This window comes from Luteolibacter sp. LG18, assembly GCF_036322585.1.
Taxonomy (GTDB): domain Bacteria; phylum Verrucomicrobiota; class Verrucomicrobiia; order Verrucomicrobiales; family Akkermansiaceae; genus Luteolibacter.
Genome location: NZ_AP024600.1, coordinates 3,468,931 through 3,485,028 on the forward strand (window position 1 = coordinate 3,468,931; position 16,098 = coordinate 3,485,028).

5 protein-coding genes are annotated in these 16,098 nt (G+C 66.3%); all 5 read left to right on the forward strand.

Annotated elements, in window-relative coordinates; genetic code table 11:
• The first annotated feature begins 13 nt into the window (after positions 1 to 13).
• The 5 genes from llg_RS13965 to llg_RS13985 all read left to right on the forward strand — a co-directional run bounded on the left by llg_RS13965 (position 14) and on the right by llg_RS13985 (position 16,081).
• Positions 14 to 5,071 (forward strand): LamG-like jellyroll fold domain-containing protein, encoded by a 5,058-nt coding sequence (locus llg_RS13965; RefSeq protein ID WP_338285290.1) that lies wholly within the window; start codon positions 14 to 16, stop codon positions 5,069 to 5,071.
• Positions 5,072 to 5,380: 309 nt separating this feature from the next.
• Entirely contained in the window at positions 5,381 to 7,804 is a 2,424-nt protein-coding gene (locus tag llg_RS13970) for a discoidin domain-containing protein (RefSeq protein WP_338285291.1), read from the forward strand.
• A gap of 653 nt (positions 7,805 to 8,457) precedes the next feature.
• Positions 8,458 to 11,889 carry a LamG domain-containing protein gene (locus llg_RS13975; RefSeq protein WP_338285292.1) on the forward strand — a complete coding sequence of 1,144 codons (3,432 nt, stop codon included), beginning with the start codon at positions 8,458 to 8,460 and terminating at the stop codon, positions 11,887 to 11,889.
• Between the two features lie 43 nt (positions 11,890 to 11,932).
• A complete protein-coding gene (locus llg_RS13980) occupies positions 11,933 to 15,361 on the forward strand; it encodes a hypothetical protein (protein WP_338285293.1) in 3,429 nt (1,142 codons plus the stop codon).
• A gap of 18 nt (positions 15,362 to 15,379) precedes the next feature.
• Entirely contained in the window at positions 15,380 to 16,081 is a 702-nt protein-coding gene (locus tag llg_RS13985; protein WP_338285294.1) for a hypothetical protein, read from the forward strand.
• Positions 16,082 to 16,098 lie beyond the last annotated feature (17 nt).

The window sequence follows — 16,098 nt, forward strand, 5'->3', positions numbered from 1 at the left end:
GGAACCCTTTGGAATGACCCGCACGATTGCGAGCCGGGGCCGGATGGCCGTCGCGCCGCTCGCCGCCCTTGTGTTCGCCTGTTTCGCGCCCGCCGCGCAGGCGCAGAATTTCACCCTCAACTCCGGCGTGCGTTCCAGCGTGATCGTGCCGCAGGGTGGATCGGGCAGCTACACGATCAACGTCGCGCCGACGGGCGGGTTCACCGGCAGCGTCACTTTCACGGCCAGCGGCCTGCCCACCGGGGTGACGGCGTCGTTCAGCCCGGCCTCTTCCACCACGACGACCACTCTGACGCTCACGGCGAACGCCACCGCGACCACCGGCACGAAAGACATCACCGTGACCGGGACCAGCGGCAGCCTGGTGAAGACCGTGCCGGTCGCCGTGATGGTCACCGCCGCGGACACCGCCGCGCCCTTCACGTGGTCCTCGTACAACCCGGACCTCAACTACGATTTCCGCACCAGCTATCCCTCGCTGCCGACTCCCACGGCGCTGCTCAATGATACGGCGAACATCGTGGATACGCGAACCTCCGGCTTCTGGAGCTTCCGCTATGGGCCGAACAAGAACGCGCTGGTGACCTCGGCGGCGTGGGTGCCGATGCTCAACCGCCTCAACAGCGACTTCGCCTACTTCCGCGACAATATGGGCTGGCCCGCGGACCTGCGCGCGCGCAGCGGCTACTTCAGCGGCGTCTATCTCTTCGGCTCCGGCCTGGGCACGGACACCGCGTCGAACACCGACCTCGGCGGTTGGCAGAGTGCGACCAACTACCAGGGCACGAACTGGCCGATGATCCTGATGTCGTATTACCCGGTCTATTCGTTCGACCCGAACTGTCCCTATAGCGACCGCGTGGCGCAGCAGGGGGCGACGGTGCACGAGGGCATCCACGCGGTGCTGGCGGATGCCCCGGGCTGCAAGAACGCGGCGTGGATACAGGAGAGCGGCAACACCTGGCTGCAGGGCGAGATGACCGCGCAGCTCACCGGAAACTACAGCGGCATGGGCTGGCTGAGCGCCACCTCGATGCTCGCGCCGTTCCTGCCGATCGAGAACTACAGCGGCTGGTTGCAGGATGGCAGCTTCGGCGGACCGTCCGCGGAAGGGGTGGATCAGGGCACTGGCTATGGTTCGACGTGGCGGCAGCTCTTCGGCGGGGTTCAGTACAGCGAGGCGTTCCCGCATTTCATGGGCGAGATCGTGTCGCCGGGCAGCGTGGCGTGGATCTGGCAGAACGCGGTGGGCCGCGTGCTGGAAGGCATCGCCACGGCCAACGGCGGGCTCGGCCAGGCGCAGACGCGGCGATTGATCATGGAGTACCGCGCACGCGCCGCGATCTGCGATCTGGGCAAGTGGTCGGGGGCCTACCAGAAGCTGCTCAATGACAACTGGAATGCCAGCCTCGGTCCGGAGTACACGCCGTATTGGATCGCCTGCGATCCGTGGACGGCGACCTGCTACCAGCCGACGACCAACAACGCCGGGGTGCTCACGCCGGTTTCGCGCACGCTGCCTGGATGGTCCGGCGCGAACTTCGTGCCGCTCACGGTGTCCGGCACCGGCACGGTGAGCGTGGACTTCCAGCCGCTGGGCAACAGCATGGCAATCACCGCGAACAGCGGCACCTCCAGCACCCCGGAGGCCACCACCGCCACCAGCAACAACATGACCTGCCAGCTCGTCTACCGCGCGGCGGACGGCTCGGCGGTCTACAGCCAGCCGGTGTCCAGCGGCACGTGCAGCCTGCGCCTCGACAAGGCGGTGCGGAACAACGTGGTCATCGCCGTCATTTGCAGCACCGATTACGTTTACAACGGCGAGTCCTCGCGGAAGACGAAGTTCGACTACCGACTGACGCTGGGCAGCGGTGTGACCGGCACCGCGAACGTGAACACGAAGTGGTACCAGACCGTGACCCAGCCGGGGCTCAAGGCGATCGCGGGCAATGGCGAGAACCACGTGTTCTGGAGCGGGGTGACCGGAGCCACCAGCTACACCCTGAAGCGAGCGACCGCGCCGGGCGGCCCCTACACCGATGTCGTCACCCAGGCCGGGCTGAACTACACCGACACCGGCCGCACCAATGGCACGCCGTATTACTACATCGCCACCGCCGCGAGCGCCACGCAGACCAGCGTGCCCTCGAACGAGGTGACCGGCACGCCCGTGGCCCCCGCGGTGACACTGGGCAACTTTGGCTTCGAAACGCCGGTGGTGGCCTCCGGGGCGGTGTCCCACAATCCGACCGGGGCCTCGTGGACGTTCTCCGGCATGTCCGGCGTGTCCGGATTGAACAGCGCGTATGTGATTGGCAACCGTGCCGCGCCGCAGGGCACGCAGGTGGCGTATCTTCAGAACACCGGCTCCATTTCGCAATCGATCACCGGGTTCACGCCCGGATCGTTCTACACGGTGAAGTTCCTGGCCTCGCAGCGGCAGAGCCTCTACCAGCTCGGCTCGACCTTCGACCTGCGGATCGACGGACGCACGATCAAGAGCTTCTACCCCAGCCAGCAGGGGTCGACCTACGGCGAGTTCACGGCCACCTTCACCGCCACGGCGGCGAGCCACGTGCTGTCGTTCGCGGGTACAAACGCGAACGGCGGCACCAGCATGGTGATGCTGGATCGCGTGATCATCGCGCCCGCCAGCTCCGCCGCCGCTCCTGCCGCACCGATCAATCTCAGCGCGGGCGTCACGCCCACGACGGTGAAGTTGACCTGGGATGACACGCCGCTCACCGCCAGCTACACGGTGAAGCGATCGACCACCAGCGGCAGCGGCTACGCCACCATCGTCAGCAATGTCACCGCCGCCAGCTACACGGACAGCACGGTGACCACCGGCACGGTTTACTACTATGTGGTCACGGCGACCAATTCGCAGGGCACGAGCGCGAACTCGAACCAAGCGGTGGCGCAGCCATCGGCGGACCTCCTGGTGCACCTGAAGTTTGATGAAACCAGCGGCGCCACGGCGGCGGATGCCAGTGGCAACGGTCGCAATGGCACGCTTTCCAACGCCACCTGGGCCGCGGGCAAGACCAACAACGCGGTGGTGCTGAATGGCACGAACGGCTACGTCACGCTGCCGACCGGGTGCGTGAAGGCGCTGAACGACACTACGATCTCGACGTGGGTGAAACTCAACTCGGTGAGCACCTGGTCGCGCATCTTCGATTTTGGCTCGGGCACCGGCACCTACATGTTCCTCACGACCCAGTATGACGCGGCCAAGCCGAGGCGTCCGCGTTTCGGCATCAAGGTGCCGGGATTGTATGAGCAGGCGATGGACAGCGCGGTGGCGATCCCCACCGGGACCTGGACGCACGTCGCGGTGACCATTTCCGGACCGGTGGCGAACCTGTATATCAACGGCGCGCTGGCGGCGACCTGTCCGGCGATGCCGTTGCGGCCGTCCAGCATGGGCAGTACCACCGCGAACTACATCGGCAAGTCGCAGTTCTCCGATCCGTATCTGAATGGCAGCGTGGATGACTTCCGGATCTACAACCGCGCGCTGAGCCAGAGCGAGGTGGCGGTGCTGGCGGGCACGACCTTCACGCCGTCGCACGCGGTGGCGTGGTGGAACTTCGAGCAGGGCACCGCGGACACCTACGTGCCCTACAGCCCGTCCTCCTCGAACCAGTTCGATGGCAGCATCAAGGACCAGTCGGGCAATGGCAACCACCTCTCGGCCTACGCGGCGAGCTGGGATTGGTACCGTGCCCAGGTCGCGACGGCCACCACGCCGCAGAACGGCGCGGCGAACACCCTGAGCATCCAGAACGCGAACGCCACCAACGCGCTCTCCGCGATCAACACGCCGCTGACCACCTGGAGCCCGCAGGCGTGGACGATCGAGGCGGCGATCCGTCCGGATGACGCGACCAATGGCTATCAGACCTTCATCGGCCGCGACAGCCAGGGGGCCTATGCGGGCAACACCGCGTGGTCCGCGCTGTATTTCTCGGTACGTCCGGCGGGGAACCTGATGATCCAGTTCACCGATGCGGCGGGCAACAACTGGAAGCTGGAATCGGCGGCGAACGTGGTGACCGACGCCAAGTGGCACGCCGTGGCGGCGACCAGCGATGGCAGCACGCTTTCGCTCTACCTGAAGAACATCACCAACGGCGACCCGGCCTACACCCTGCTCGGCACGCTGGACATTTCATCGAGCGTCAACCCCGCGATCTCGGTGGGATCGGGAGATGGGGCGACGTGGGACGCGGGTGTGTTCTCGGTGGGGCGCGGGCTCTACGCGGGCAGCTACACCGACCGCTTCAACGGCTACCTCGATGACATCCGGTTCTCCGATGTCGCGCTCGCGCCGGACCAACTCCTTTACAGCACCCCACCGCCGGTGCCGTCCGGGGTGTCGTCGTCCGCGGTCTCGACCAGCCAGATCAATGTCGCCTGGACCGCGACGCCGGGTGCCACCAGCTACAACGTGAAGCGGGCCACCTCGGGGGCCGGTCCTTTCACCACCGTGGCCAGCGGCTTGAGCTCCCCGGCCTACAATGATGCGGCGGCCACCGGCAGCGGCACGACCTACTATTACACCGTGAGCGCGCTCAACGCGATGGGGGAGAGCGCGGCCTCGGCGCAAACCAGCGCCTCGCCGCTCACCGCGAGCCAGGACTGGCGGCGGACCCAGTTCGGCACCACGGCGGACGCGGGCAACGCGGCCTCGCTGGCGAACCCGGATGGCGACGCGCTGCCGAACATCGTGGAGTATTTCCACGGCACCAATCCGAACGCCACCACCGCCAGCCAATTGCAGGCGCAGCGCTCCGGCAGCCGCTACGTGATGAAGTTTCCGCGCAGCACGGCCGCGGGCGACTTGATCGTCACGGCGCAGGGAGCCGACACGCCCGCGGGCCCGTGGGCCGATCTGGCGCGCAGCACGAATGGCGCTGCCTTCAGCGTGGTCACGGCGGGCGCGACCGCCACCGAGACCGGCACGGGAGGCAGCCGCAACGTGGAGGTTCGGGATCTCTACGACGTTTCCGATCTCGCCCATCCGAAGCGTTTTTTCCGCCTCAAGCTCCAGGCGAATTAGTGAACGGATTTCCCGGATACCTGTAATGCAATAGCGGCGTCCCCCGTGCATCCCTCGGTGCACGGGGGACGCTTGTTTTCGGCGGAAAGGGAAGGGGAGGTTTTTGTTAGGGTATCTTCCTGTGGCGGGGGATGTCTTCATAAAAGACATGTTGGAAATCTTCATGCAACTAGCCAATGGGATGATGGGTCTTCATAAGCGATCCTCCTACATGGGTGGAAATCCATGTGTGAAGAACCCAAAACCCAAATACCAAAAGTGAATCGAAATTCGCCCGGGTCGGACCACCGTCCCTCACGAAATGGAACCTTGAAGCGGTGCCGAGGAGCCCGCCAGCTACTCCTCATCCTTGGCGGCCTGCTGCCGGTGGCCGCCAACGCCGCCATGACCTGGCATTGGAACGCGACGCCATCGGCCTACGGTGACCAGATCACCGCTTCGATGGACGGCTGCGTGTCCAGTTGGAACAGCTACGCCACCTACAACTATGACATCGGTGTGATCTACTCGTCCGGCACGCCCACCGCGGACGCGGGTTATCTCGGACAGATCCGGTTCGGGGGATCGCGGAATTACCGCACCGCCATGCACGAGTCCTGTCACTGGCTGGGCACGGGCACCGGTGCGGGCTGGGATGGTTTTTTCCGGAACGGCCGCTGGACCGGCACCTATGCCTACAACCTGCGCTGCGCCTACGCCGGTCCCGGCGAGCGCATGAGCGGGGACAGCGCCCACTTCTGGCCCTACGGTGCCAACCAGGATGCGGAAGGCGTGGACGCGCCGCGGATGGTGGGCATCGTCGGTGGTTTCCGCCGCGACATGAACCTGGCGCAGGGCGACCAGACGATCGGCATCGCCTCCGGCACCTACCGGCTGCGGAACCGCCAGACGCTGGGCATGCTCGGCGGCAGCGCCACCGCGTCGTCCGGCACCGCGGCGTGGCAGGAGGTGAACGGCTCCGCGACCACCCAGCAGTGGGACGTGAGCTTCGTGACGGGCACCACCCATTTCACGATCCGCAATGTCCAGAACGGCTTGTATCTCGACTCGGCGGGCGGAGCTTCCGGCAGCGCGGTGGTGATGACCTCGCTCTCCGGCAGTCCGACGAATTCGCAGTTGTGGCAGATCAACGCCACGGACTCGTTCTTCTTCAAGATCGTGAACAAGGCCACCGGCCTGGTGCTCGACAACCTCGACCAGGCCGCCTCCGGCACCGGTGTCTATTCGATGGCATCCGGCACCGCCCGTGGTCAGGAGTGGACCTTCGTGCATCCGCTGGTGCAGTACGCGCCCGCCGCGGGAGTGATCTCGCAGGGGCGGCCGACGACCGCGAGCACCACCGAATCCGCGAACTATTCGTGGAAGGGCAACAACGGCGTGCCCGGCGACCGCTGGACTGCTTCCTCCGGCACGTTTCCGCAGTGGTGGCGCACGGACCTCGGTTCCGTGCAGCCGATCACCAAGGTGGCGGTGGATTGGTATGGCGATGGCACCCGCACCTACCGCTACCAGATCCAGACCAGCAACGACGATTCCACCTGGACCACCGTAGCGGATCGCAGCGCCAACACCCAGGCCGGGGCCACCGAGGACAGCCTGAGCAACGTCAGCGCCCGCTATGTGCGTGTGAACGTCGTCGGCGCGTCCGCCGGCTACGCCGCGTTCTACGAGTGCCGCGTTTCCAACCAGGTGCTGCCGCTGCAACTGGTCTCGCAACACCGGCCGACCACCGCCAGCAGCCAGCAATCCGGAAACCTTGCGGTGAACGCGAACGACGTGGACTCCGAATACACCCGCTGGACCGCCTCGACCGGTACGTTCCCCCAGTGGTGGCAGGTCGACCTCGGATCGGTGATGCCGGTGGATAAGGCCGTGATCGAGTGGTACGACCGCGGAAACCGTTCCTACCAGTACCGGATCGAAGGCAGCACCGATGGCACCAATTACACCACGCTGGTGGACCGGACCGGGAATACCTCCACCGACACCTCGGTCGATTCCATGAGCGGGGTCGCGCGCTATGTGCGGGTGGTGGTGACCGGTTCCTCCACCGGCTATGCCGCCTTCTACGACGTGCAGGTTTACAGCGCCTCGCCGAACCTGAAGACGTTCCTCGCCTTCAATGAAAGCAGCGGCACCACCGCGGCGGATTCCAGTGGCGGAGGGAACACCGGCACGCTCGTCAATGGCCCGCTGTGGGCCACCGGCGTGACCGGCAACGCGGTGATGCTGGACGGCGTGAACGACCACGTGACGCTGCCGACCGGGGCCGTTTCGACGCTCGGCGATTGCACGATCTCCACGTGGGTGTTCCTGGAAACGGTGGGCACCTGGTCGCGGATCTTCGACTTCGGATCGAGCACCACGGTGAACATGTTCCTCACGCCGAAGAGCAGCACCGGCAAGCCGCGCTTCGCGATCACCACCAGCGGCGGCTCCGGCGAGCAACGCATCGACGGTGCCTCGGCGCTGGTGGCGAACCAGTGGAACCACGTGGCGGTCACGCTGTCCGGCACCACCGGCACGCTCTATGTGAATGGGGCGGTCGCCGGGACCAACACCGCGATGACGCTCTACCCGGCGCTGCTGGGCAGCACCACGAAGAACTACATCGGGCGCTCGCAGTATGCCGATCCGTACCTCGATGGCAGCGTGGACAATTTCCGCATCCTCGACCGCGCCCTGTCGGCGGAGGAAGTGGCGGCGCAGATGAACCGCGACCTCGGGAACTGACGGCACCGTTCGTTTCCCGGATGGTTTGAACCAGCCCCTGCCGCGGCCCCCGTGCCCGGCAGGGGTTTTTCATTTTGGAGCCCCCGGAAAGATTTTCCTAAAATTCCACTTGAACTCCCACCTGAAAGTAGGCATTAGTCCGCCCGTCAGCCGCAAACGGGGTTCCCACGGGAGCTTCGGAGACCCGGCCACCCCTCGCAGAGGGGAGCACGTTGACAGGTGGTCCGGAATCCAGGCACGAGGCATTCACCTCGACCGGTTCCGGAGAGTGCAACCCATGCGAGTTCCGATCCCATGATCCATTTCCTGTCATCCCATCGCTTTCACGCTCCAGCCGTCCCATCGGTCCGTCATCGGATGATGGATGGCTGTTGTTGATGGGAAGACCCGTCGGCAGGGCATCCCGATCGCGGGGCCCGGCCAGACCGCCGTGGTGGCAACCGGACGTCCCGGATGAGCCGCCCCGGCTTCGCGGCGCATCGCGTTCGCTCGCCTCCTGATCCTCCAAAAAAATTTTGGCCTTTTCGGATACATTACCAAAAGGGGCGTCTAAATAATGTTTCTTCCGGCTTTCCGACTTTGCTTCTGAAATTTCGTTGGAAACGAATCTTTAAAACCTAATTGCAATCCTCCCGATTTCCATGATTTCCAGAATGATACGATCTTCTCATCGCTGGCTTCCGGCCACGCTGGGCCTTGGCTGGGCCGCCGCCCACGGGGCCATCCTGGTCGACCTCGACCCGGCCACGGCGCTCTATGACAGCAATGTCAAAGGCCTCGTCGATGACGGTGGCACCGCGGGCAGCAAGTCCGGCATCCCGGCCCTCGGCGATCCGGAGCACCTGAAAGGGGCGACCTTCAACATCGCCTTCACCCCGGTGGCGGCGGACCTGGAGCGGGTCACGCCCACCGCCGCGAAGACGGTGCTGCTGTTCGAAATCGGCGGCAGCTCGAACGGTTTCGGCCTCTACCTGATCGATGGCGTGCCGACGGTGCTCTCGAAGCAGGGCTCGAACGACCAGACGGTCCCGGCGAGCCTGAACGACACCACGCTGGCGGCGATCGCGGTGCAGAGCCCGATCGGCGCGCTCACGGCGGGCACGCCCTATTCGTTCTCCGCGTCCTGGGACCAGAAGGGCACGCTTGAGCTGAAGGTGCAGCCGGACAGCGGCAACGTGGTTTTCTCGTCCCATTTCATCAGTGGAACTCCTTCCAATTGGTCGGGGAATGACACGCTTTCGGTGGCGAAGATCACCAGCGTCGGGTCGGTGGGCGGTCTTTCGGGCAGCAATGCCGCCAACGTGCTGGGCCCGCCTTTCGACGTCCACAATGCCTACAGCTTCACCGGTTCGGTGAGCCGCGCGGTGTTCTGGAACGCGGCCTCGGTGACCGCCCCGGTGGCGACCGCGCCCGCCGTGCTCGGCTTCGAGGCCACCATCTTGCCCTCCACCGGGAAGGTGCGTCTGCACTGGAAGGTGACCGAAGGCGGCGCGCCGAACCCGACCACGCTGGTGCTGAAGGCCGGTGCCACGGTGGTGGCGACTCCGGCGTTCACCGACACCTTCGCGGACATCGATCCGGCGGGGGAGACCTCGTTCTCGATCATCGCCACCAATGCCACCGGAGTGACCCAGAAGGCCGCCACGCTGGCCGCGGAAACCGCGTTCTCCGCCGCGGTGCGCGCGGATGCGCCGGTGGCGTGGTTCCGTTTCAACGATGCCGCCGGTTCCCAACTGGTGGCGGATTCCGCGGACAACGCCACCCCGCACGACGGCCGGGCCTACGGCCAGTCCGCGAGCGGTGGCACCGGCTTCCTCGATGGCGCGGGCGTCTTCGACGGCAGCCGCGGCATCCTCACGAATTCGATCCTCGATCCCGGCAACCTGAGCTCCGGCTTCACCGTGGAGGCCATCGTCCGCCGCGGTCCGGGCGTGGTCGGCGCGAATCCGGTGGTCATCGGCCAGCGCGGCTCCACCGGACGCTTGTTCCTGGCCTCCCCGGCCGGCGGCAAGATCCTCACCGACATCGGCGGCGGCATCGAGAAACAGGCGGACGTTCCGCTTCACGACGATGCCTGGAGCCACATCGCCGTGGTGGTGGACGCCCTCCACACCGAGGTCCGCTGGTATGTCGATGGCGTCCTCGCCGGAAGCAGCGCCGACGGCCTGAACCCGGACGGCTCCACTTTCGACCCGAACTTCCTGCTCGAGGCCGCCACCGGCGACTGGATCATCGGCCTCGGCAAGGCCCTCACCGGAAACTACTGGAAAGGTGGTATCGACGACATCGCCGTCTACAACAGCGTGCTCGACGATCCCAACGGCGACGAGGACCACGCGGACTCCCGCATCGCCGCGCACCGCGACGCATGGTGGGGCACCACCGCGGGCATCCTGGAATACAATGCCTCGAAAACCACGGTCAGCTCCGGCGACCCGGTGCTGCTCACCGCCCGCCTCGGCGCGGACATCACCTCGGTGAGCATTGATCACGGCGTGGGCACCGTTTCCATCGTCCATGGCACGGCCACGGTCACGGTGAACCCGTCGGTCACCACCACCTACCAGCTCACGGCTACCGGCCCGGGCGGCAGCGTCACCGGCAGCCTCACGGTCACCGCCCTGCAATACCAGGCCCCGACGGTGAAGTCGTTCCACGCCACGAGGCTGGCCACCCCCGGCCATGTCCGGTTCCACTGGCAGGTGTCCGAGGGCGAGGCCCCGAACCCGGTGACGATCGAGTTCAAGGCCGGTTCGACCGTGCTGGCCACCTCCTCCACGCTGTCGTCCTTCACCGATGTCGACGCGGGCAGTGAAACCTCCTTCACGCTTTCCGCGGTGAACTCCACCGGCACCGCCACCGCGACCGCCGTGCTGGACGCGGAAACGAACTTCTCCGCCGCGGTCCGTGCGGATGCTCCGGTGGCCTGGTTCCGCTTCAATGAAGCCGCCGGTTCCCAGGTCTTCGTGGACTCCGCGGACAATGCGGCTCCGCACGACGCGAAGGCCTACGGCACCCCGGTGAGCGGCGTGGCCGGGATCGTTGATGGCGCGGTTTCCCTCGATGGAGCCAGCGCCGTGGTCAGCGATTTCATCCTGAATCCCGGCCAGCTTGAGAGCGGCTTCACCATCGAGGCGGTGGTGCGGCGCAATCCCGGCACCGGCACGGCGAACCACGCGATCGTCGGCCAGGGGGATCTCAACGGCACCGGCCGGATCCTGCTTTCGGTGACCGATGACGGCACGCCGCGCACGCTGCTCGGCCAGGCCGTGGCGAAGGATGCCGACGTCAAGTTGACCGCCGACACCTGGGCTCACCTCGTCATCGTGGCGGATGCTTTGAACACCGAGGTGCGCTGGTATCTCGATGGCGTGCTGATCGGTTCCACGCTCGATGGCACCAACCCCAGCGGCAGCACCTTCGATCCGAACTTCATTTTCGAGGCATCGGAAGGCGTCTGGAACATCGGCGCGCAGAAGTCGCTGACCTCCGACCTGTGGAAGGGCCGCATCGATGAGGTGGTGGTTTACAACGGCCTGCTCGACGACCCGGATGCCGATGGCAACACCACCGACTCCCGCATCGCCGCCCACCGCACCGCGTGGTGGCAGGACGCGAAGGGGCCGCTTTACGAGGGCGTTGCCGCCAGCACCATCACCGATGGCGGCTCGACCAACCTCACCGTGAAGGTGGGCGCGGACGTCACCTCCGTGAGCGTGGACCACGGCGTGGGCGAGGTGCCGCTGGTGAATGGCAATGGCGTCATCAGCCTGAGCCCCACCACCACCACGACCTACACCGTCACCTACACCACCGCCGCGGGCACCACCACCCACGCCTTCACGATCACGGTCAACGCCGTGCCGCTCAAGGTGACCTCGTCCACGATTGAGTCCGGTTCGTTGGTCCTGCACTTCACCGGCAAGCCGTCCACCACCTATCTCGTCCGCGGGGGGCTCGATCTCACCACCTTCGACCAGGACCACGGCACGGTGACCACGGAAGCCGATGGCACCGGCACCGCCACCGTGACGCTCGATCCGGCGAAGCCCCGCGGGTTCTTCCGCATCGAGACCCAGCCGTGAACCGTCCGGCCCCGCGCAGATCCCACCCACTTCCTCCGCTCCCATGAACTCCCGTCCGATCCTCCAGCCACGCCGGAATGGTTTCGCCCTCGTGGCGGTCCTCCTGATGGTGGTGCTGCTTGCCGTGGTCGGCCTCGGCATGCTCTCGCTCTCGACCATTTCGCTGCGCACGTCATCGCGGGAGAGCGCGATGCGGCAGGCGCGGTCGAACGCGCGGCTGGCCTTGCAGATGGCGGTCGGGCAATTGCAGGAGCTCGCCGGTCCGGACCGGCGGGTGACCGCGTCCTCGTCGATCCGCGCGGAAGGGGACCTGGGCCAATCCAATCTCACCGGCGTGTGGGAGGGCTGGAAGTGGAACGGGGAAGGGAACGTGCCGGATTGGAAGCAGGAGAAGGCGAACCGTTTCAAAGGCTGGCTGGTGTCGTCTCCCGATCCCGCAGCTACCCAAGCCGAGGAGTTCGTGAGCACCGCTGCTCCCGGCGAGACGGTGGACTTGGTGGCAGCCACGGCTGACCAGCGCGCGGTGAAGGTCCCGGTGATGCCGGTGGCGGGCGATCGCACCGGCGAATCCGGCAAGCTGGCGTGGGCCTCCTTCGATGAATCGCAGAAGACCTCGATCAACGTGCCGCACGAAACGAAGGCCGCGACCTTCGCCAGCCAGTATGACCGCATGGCCTCCGCGGCCCGGCCCGGCTATGCCGCCGTCACGGCCCGCGATTGGAAGGTGCTGGCCAGCCGCAATACCGACGTCCGCAAGCTGGTGACCACCGGCCAATCCGCCCTGGTGGGCATTCCGGAAAACAGCCGCGGGTTCCACGACATCACCACCGGCACCCGCGGCCTGGTCGCCAACGTCGCGGACGGCGGATTCGCGGGCGACCTGTCGCGCTTGTTCGATACCGAGGACCTGCCCTCGGACTTCGCCCGCCGTTTCCTCTACTCCGGCACCGATACGCCGAAGGTCGATCCGCCGGTGCGTTTCTCAGGGGCGAACCCGATGCCGAGCCCCGATCCGAGCTGGGCGCTGCTGCAATCCTACTACCGCGCCTACACGAAGATCAGCGGAGACACCCAGCCGACCATCGCCACCGCGGTCACCGCGCGCCCGGCTGCGGGCACGCCATCGTCCCAGACCCTGCGCCATGCCGCGTTCAATGAGGTCCAGATCGCGCCGGTGATCGCAAAGGCGCAGTTTGTCTTCAGCATCGGCTTCGGCTACTCGAACGGCCTGCAGGACATGTATGCGAACGGCACGGCCCGCTCGACCCCGGCCGACCAAAAGGACAAGTACATCACCTGGCTGGTGATCGATCCGGTGATCACGCTGTGGAATCCCTACAATGTCCGGTTGAAGTTCACCGGCGGCCGCGTGGATCTCCACCGTATCCCGCTCGGCTTCCGCCTCTACAAGAACGGCACGCTGCTCAACACCGAGCCGACCAGCTTCTCGAACGCCTACACGGTGGAGGACTTCAAGACCCGCGAGGACCGCTACTACCGCCTCAACATCCTCCCGGAGTCGGGCAAGAAAGAGCTGATCCTCGACCCCGGCGAGCACGTCGTCTTCACCGCCCACAACCACGTGAAGCACTACCGCCACGAGTACAACCTCACCGGTCTGACGCTCCGCCCGGGCTTCCATCCGCCCGCCGGAAACGACAGCGATCCGCAGGTCGGCGGCGTCACCACGATGAACCTGTTCGTCGACGGGAACGGCAAGGCCGATGGCAAGGACTATGGCAAGACCGTGCGCACCGTGGCGGTGAAGGCCGGCGATGAGATCCAGGTCGAGGTGATGCCGGTGCGCTCGGATGCGGACGGCCACAGCGAGACGGGCGGGAAGGTGACCACCGGATTCCTGCGCTACTACGCGGGCGGCCCGAATGTCACGCGCCTCACCGGCGGCATCGAGCTCGACTACGGCTCTCGCGAGAAGGAACTGCTGCCGTCGTTCTCGAAGGACGAGCTGCCGACCATCGTGGTGAACCCGGCGATCCCCACCAGCGCCGCGGCCGATGATTACCAGGGCATCCTGCCGCCGCCCGCGGTGCGCTTCAAGGAGCCATTCCTGATCGCCACCTTCCAGGAGAAGACCGAGCGGGATTCGCGCTTCCCGTCGCGCTCGTGGCTCCAGAATGGCGCGGGCAATCTGTATGCCTCCGCGGGCATCGACCAGAAGGAGGACTTCGAGCACCAGCAGTATGAGTTCCGCTGGGAGGCCATGACCGATTGGCCGCCGAACAGCCCGACGATCGAGATCAGCAACGATGGCAACCGCGGCTACGGCGGCTCCGGGGTCTATGCCCAGACCGGCACCGAGTTCGCCACCTTCTCGAGCCTGCCGCTGGCCCCGGCGCACTCGCTGGTCCAGCTCCGCCACGCGCCGCTCAATGTCGGTGGCCAGCTTCCGCTCACCGACCAGATCGTCGGCAACTCGTTCCTGCCGCCGCTGCTCGGCGAGAACCAGGTGACCGCGGATGCATCCGGCCGCACCTACCTCGACCACTCGTATCTCGCGAACAACGCGCTGTTCGATTCGTGGTTCTTCTCCTCCGCGGCGGACCATCCCGCGCTGGCCGGTGAAAGCGCGCGCTCCGTGAGGTCGCTGCTCTACGGTTTCTTCACCCGCGACCAGCCGCTGCCGAATACCCGCTTCCAGCCATGGACCGGCGGCGAGAAGGCCGACCAGCTCGCCACCCGCCTGGCCCAGCCGGAGTCTTACAAGGAGGTCGCCGCGCACCTGCTGATCGATGCGCCGTTCAACGTGAACTCCACCCGCGTCGCGGCATGGCAGGCATTGCTCGCCTCGAATTTCGGCGCGGCCGCACCGGTGTCGGAGGAGGGCACGCTGAAGCTCCACCCCGGCGATGGCCTGCCGGTCCTCCGCCATTCCCATGCCACCGCCGGCGATGCCGGGTCCGGGGCGGGTGCGGTCGCCGCGGATCACGCGAAGTGGAATGGCTACCGCCGTCTCGATGAAAAACAGATCGCCCGCCTCGCCGAGGAGATCGTGGCGGAGGTGAAGCAGCGCGGCCCGTTCCAATCCGTCGCCGAGTTCGTTAACCGCCGCCCGGGCAGCGGAGAACTCGCCCGCAACGGCGCTCTGGAGGCCGCCATCGCCCGCTCCGGCATCAACCAGACGGTGCTCGATACCGCCCACGTGCTGCCAGGTTCGCCCGATGCGAACACGGCGGATGGCGCGCCCGGAATCATCAACCAGGCCGACCTGCTCACGCCCCTCGCGCCGCAGCTCGTCGCCCGCGGCGATACCTTCCGCATCCGCACCTATGGCGAGGCGGTGAGCGGCGGGGTGAAGGCCCGAGCCTGGCTGGAGGCCACCGTCCAGCGCGTGCCCGAGTTCGTCGATCCCTCGGAGGCTCCCACCGCCACCGCCCCTTCTCCCGTGAACCAGACCTTCGGTCGCCGTTTCGAACCCGTGTCCCTCCGCTGGCTGAAGCCGGAGGAACTCTAACACCCGCATCCCGATCCCATGAAAGCATCCGTTGCCATCGCCGCGCTCGCGCCGCTCGTTGCCCTCGTCTCGCCGCTCCACGCGGCCCCGGAAGTCCGCACCGTCGAGGCATCGTTCTACTGCTTCCAGTATGCACCGGGTGCGGAAACGCTGGAGATCGTCAGCAGCGACCACCAGCAGCCGGTGCGCCTCTCCACCGCGAACATCTCGAAGCCCGTGATGCTTCAGGTGAGTGGCGACGAAGCCGTGATCCAGCGCCGGGTGGGGGACCAGCTCGTCCCCGCCGCGCGGGTGAAGGTTGCCGCGGACATCGCGAAGGCGCTCGTGGTGCTGGTGCCCGCCGCCTCCGGCAGCACCGAATCCTACCGCGCCCGCGCGATCGATTACAGCCAGGACCGATTCCCGCTCGGCACCTACCAGCTCCTGAACATCTCCGGCACGCCGGTGCGCGGCGCGATCGGGCCCAGCTACGCCGAGGTGAAACCCGGCGCCATCGGTGGCATCGCGCTGCAGGGTGAGAATGGCACCGTGCAGGGCGTGCGCTTCGAGTTTCTCGAAACCGGGAAATGGAGCCGCCTCACCGAGACCCGTTGCGCCGTGCGCCGCGACCGCCGCTGGCTGGTCTGCGTCTATCAGGATCCGTCCACGCAGCGCATGAACATGCGCAGCATCCCGGACCGGTCGTTCGCCCCGAACACCGCCGTTGCTCTGTCTGAATAATCTACCAACCAATCGAC

Excerpts from the sequence above, each read along its gene's own strand:
- llg_RS13965 (WP_338285290.1), top strand. The coding sequence starts at position 14 with ATGACCCGCACGATTGCGAGCCGGGGCCGGATGGCCGTCGCGCCGCTC.
- llg_RS13975 (WP_338285292.1), top strand. The coding sequence starts at position 8,458 with ATGATACGATCTTCTCATCGCTGGCTTCCGGCCACGCTGGGCCTTGGC.
- llg_RS13980 (WP_338285293.1), top strand. The coding sequence starts at position 11,933 with ATGAACTCCCGTCCGATCCTCCAGCCACGCCGGAATGGTTTCGCCCTC.
- llg_RS13985 (WP_338285294.1), top strand. The coding sequence starts at position 15,380 with ATGAAAGCATCCGTTGCCATCGCCGCGCTCGCGCCGCTCGTTGCCCTC.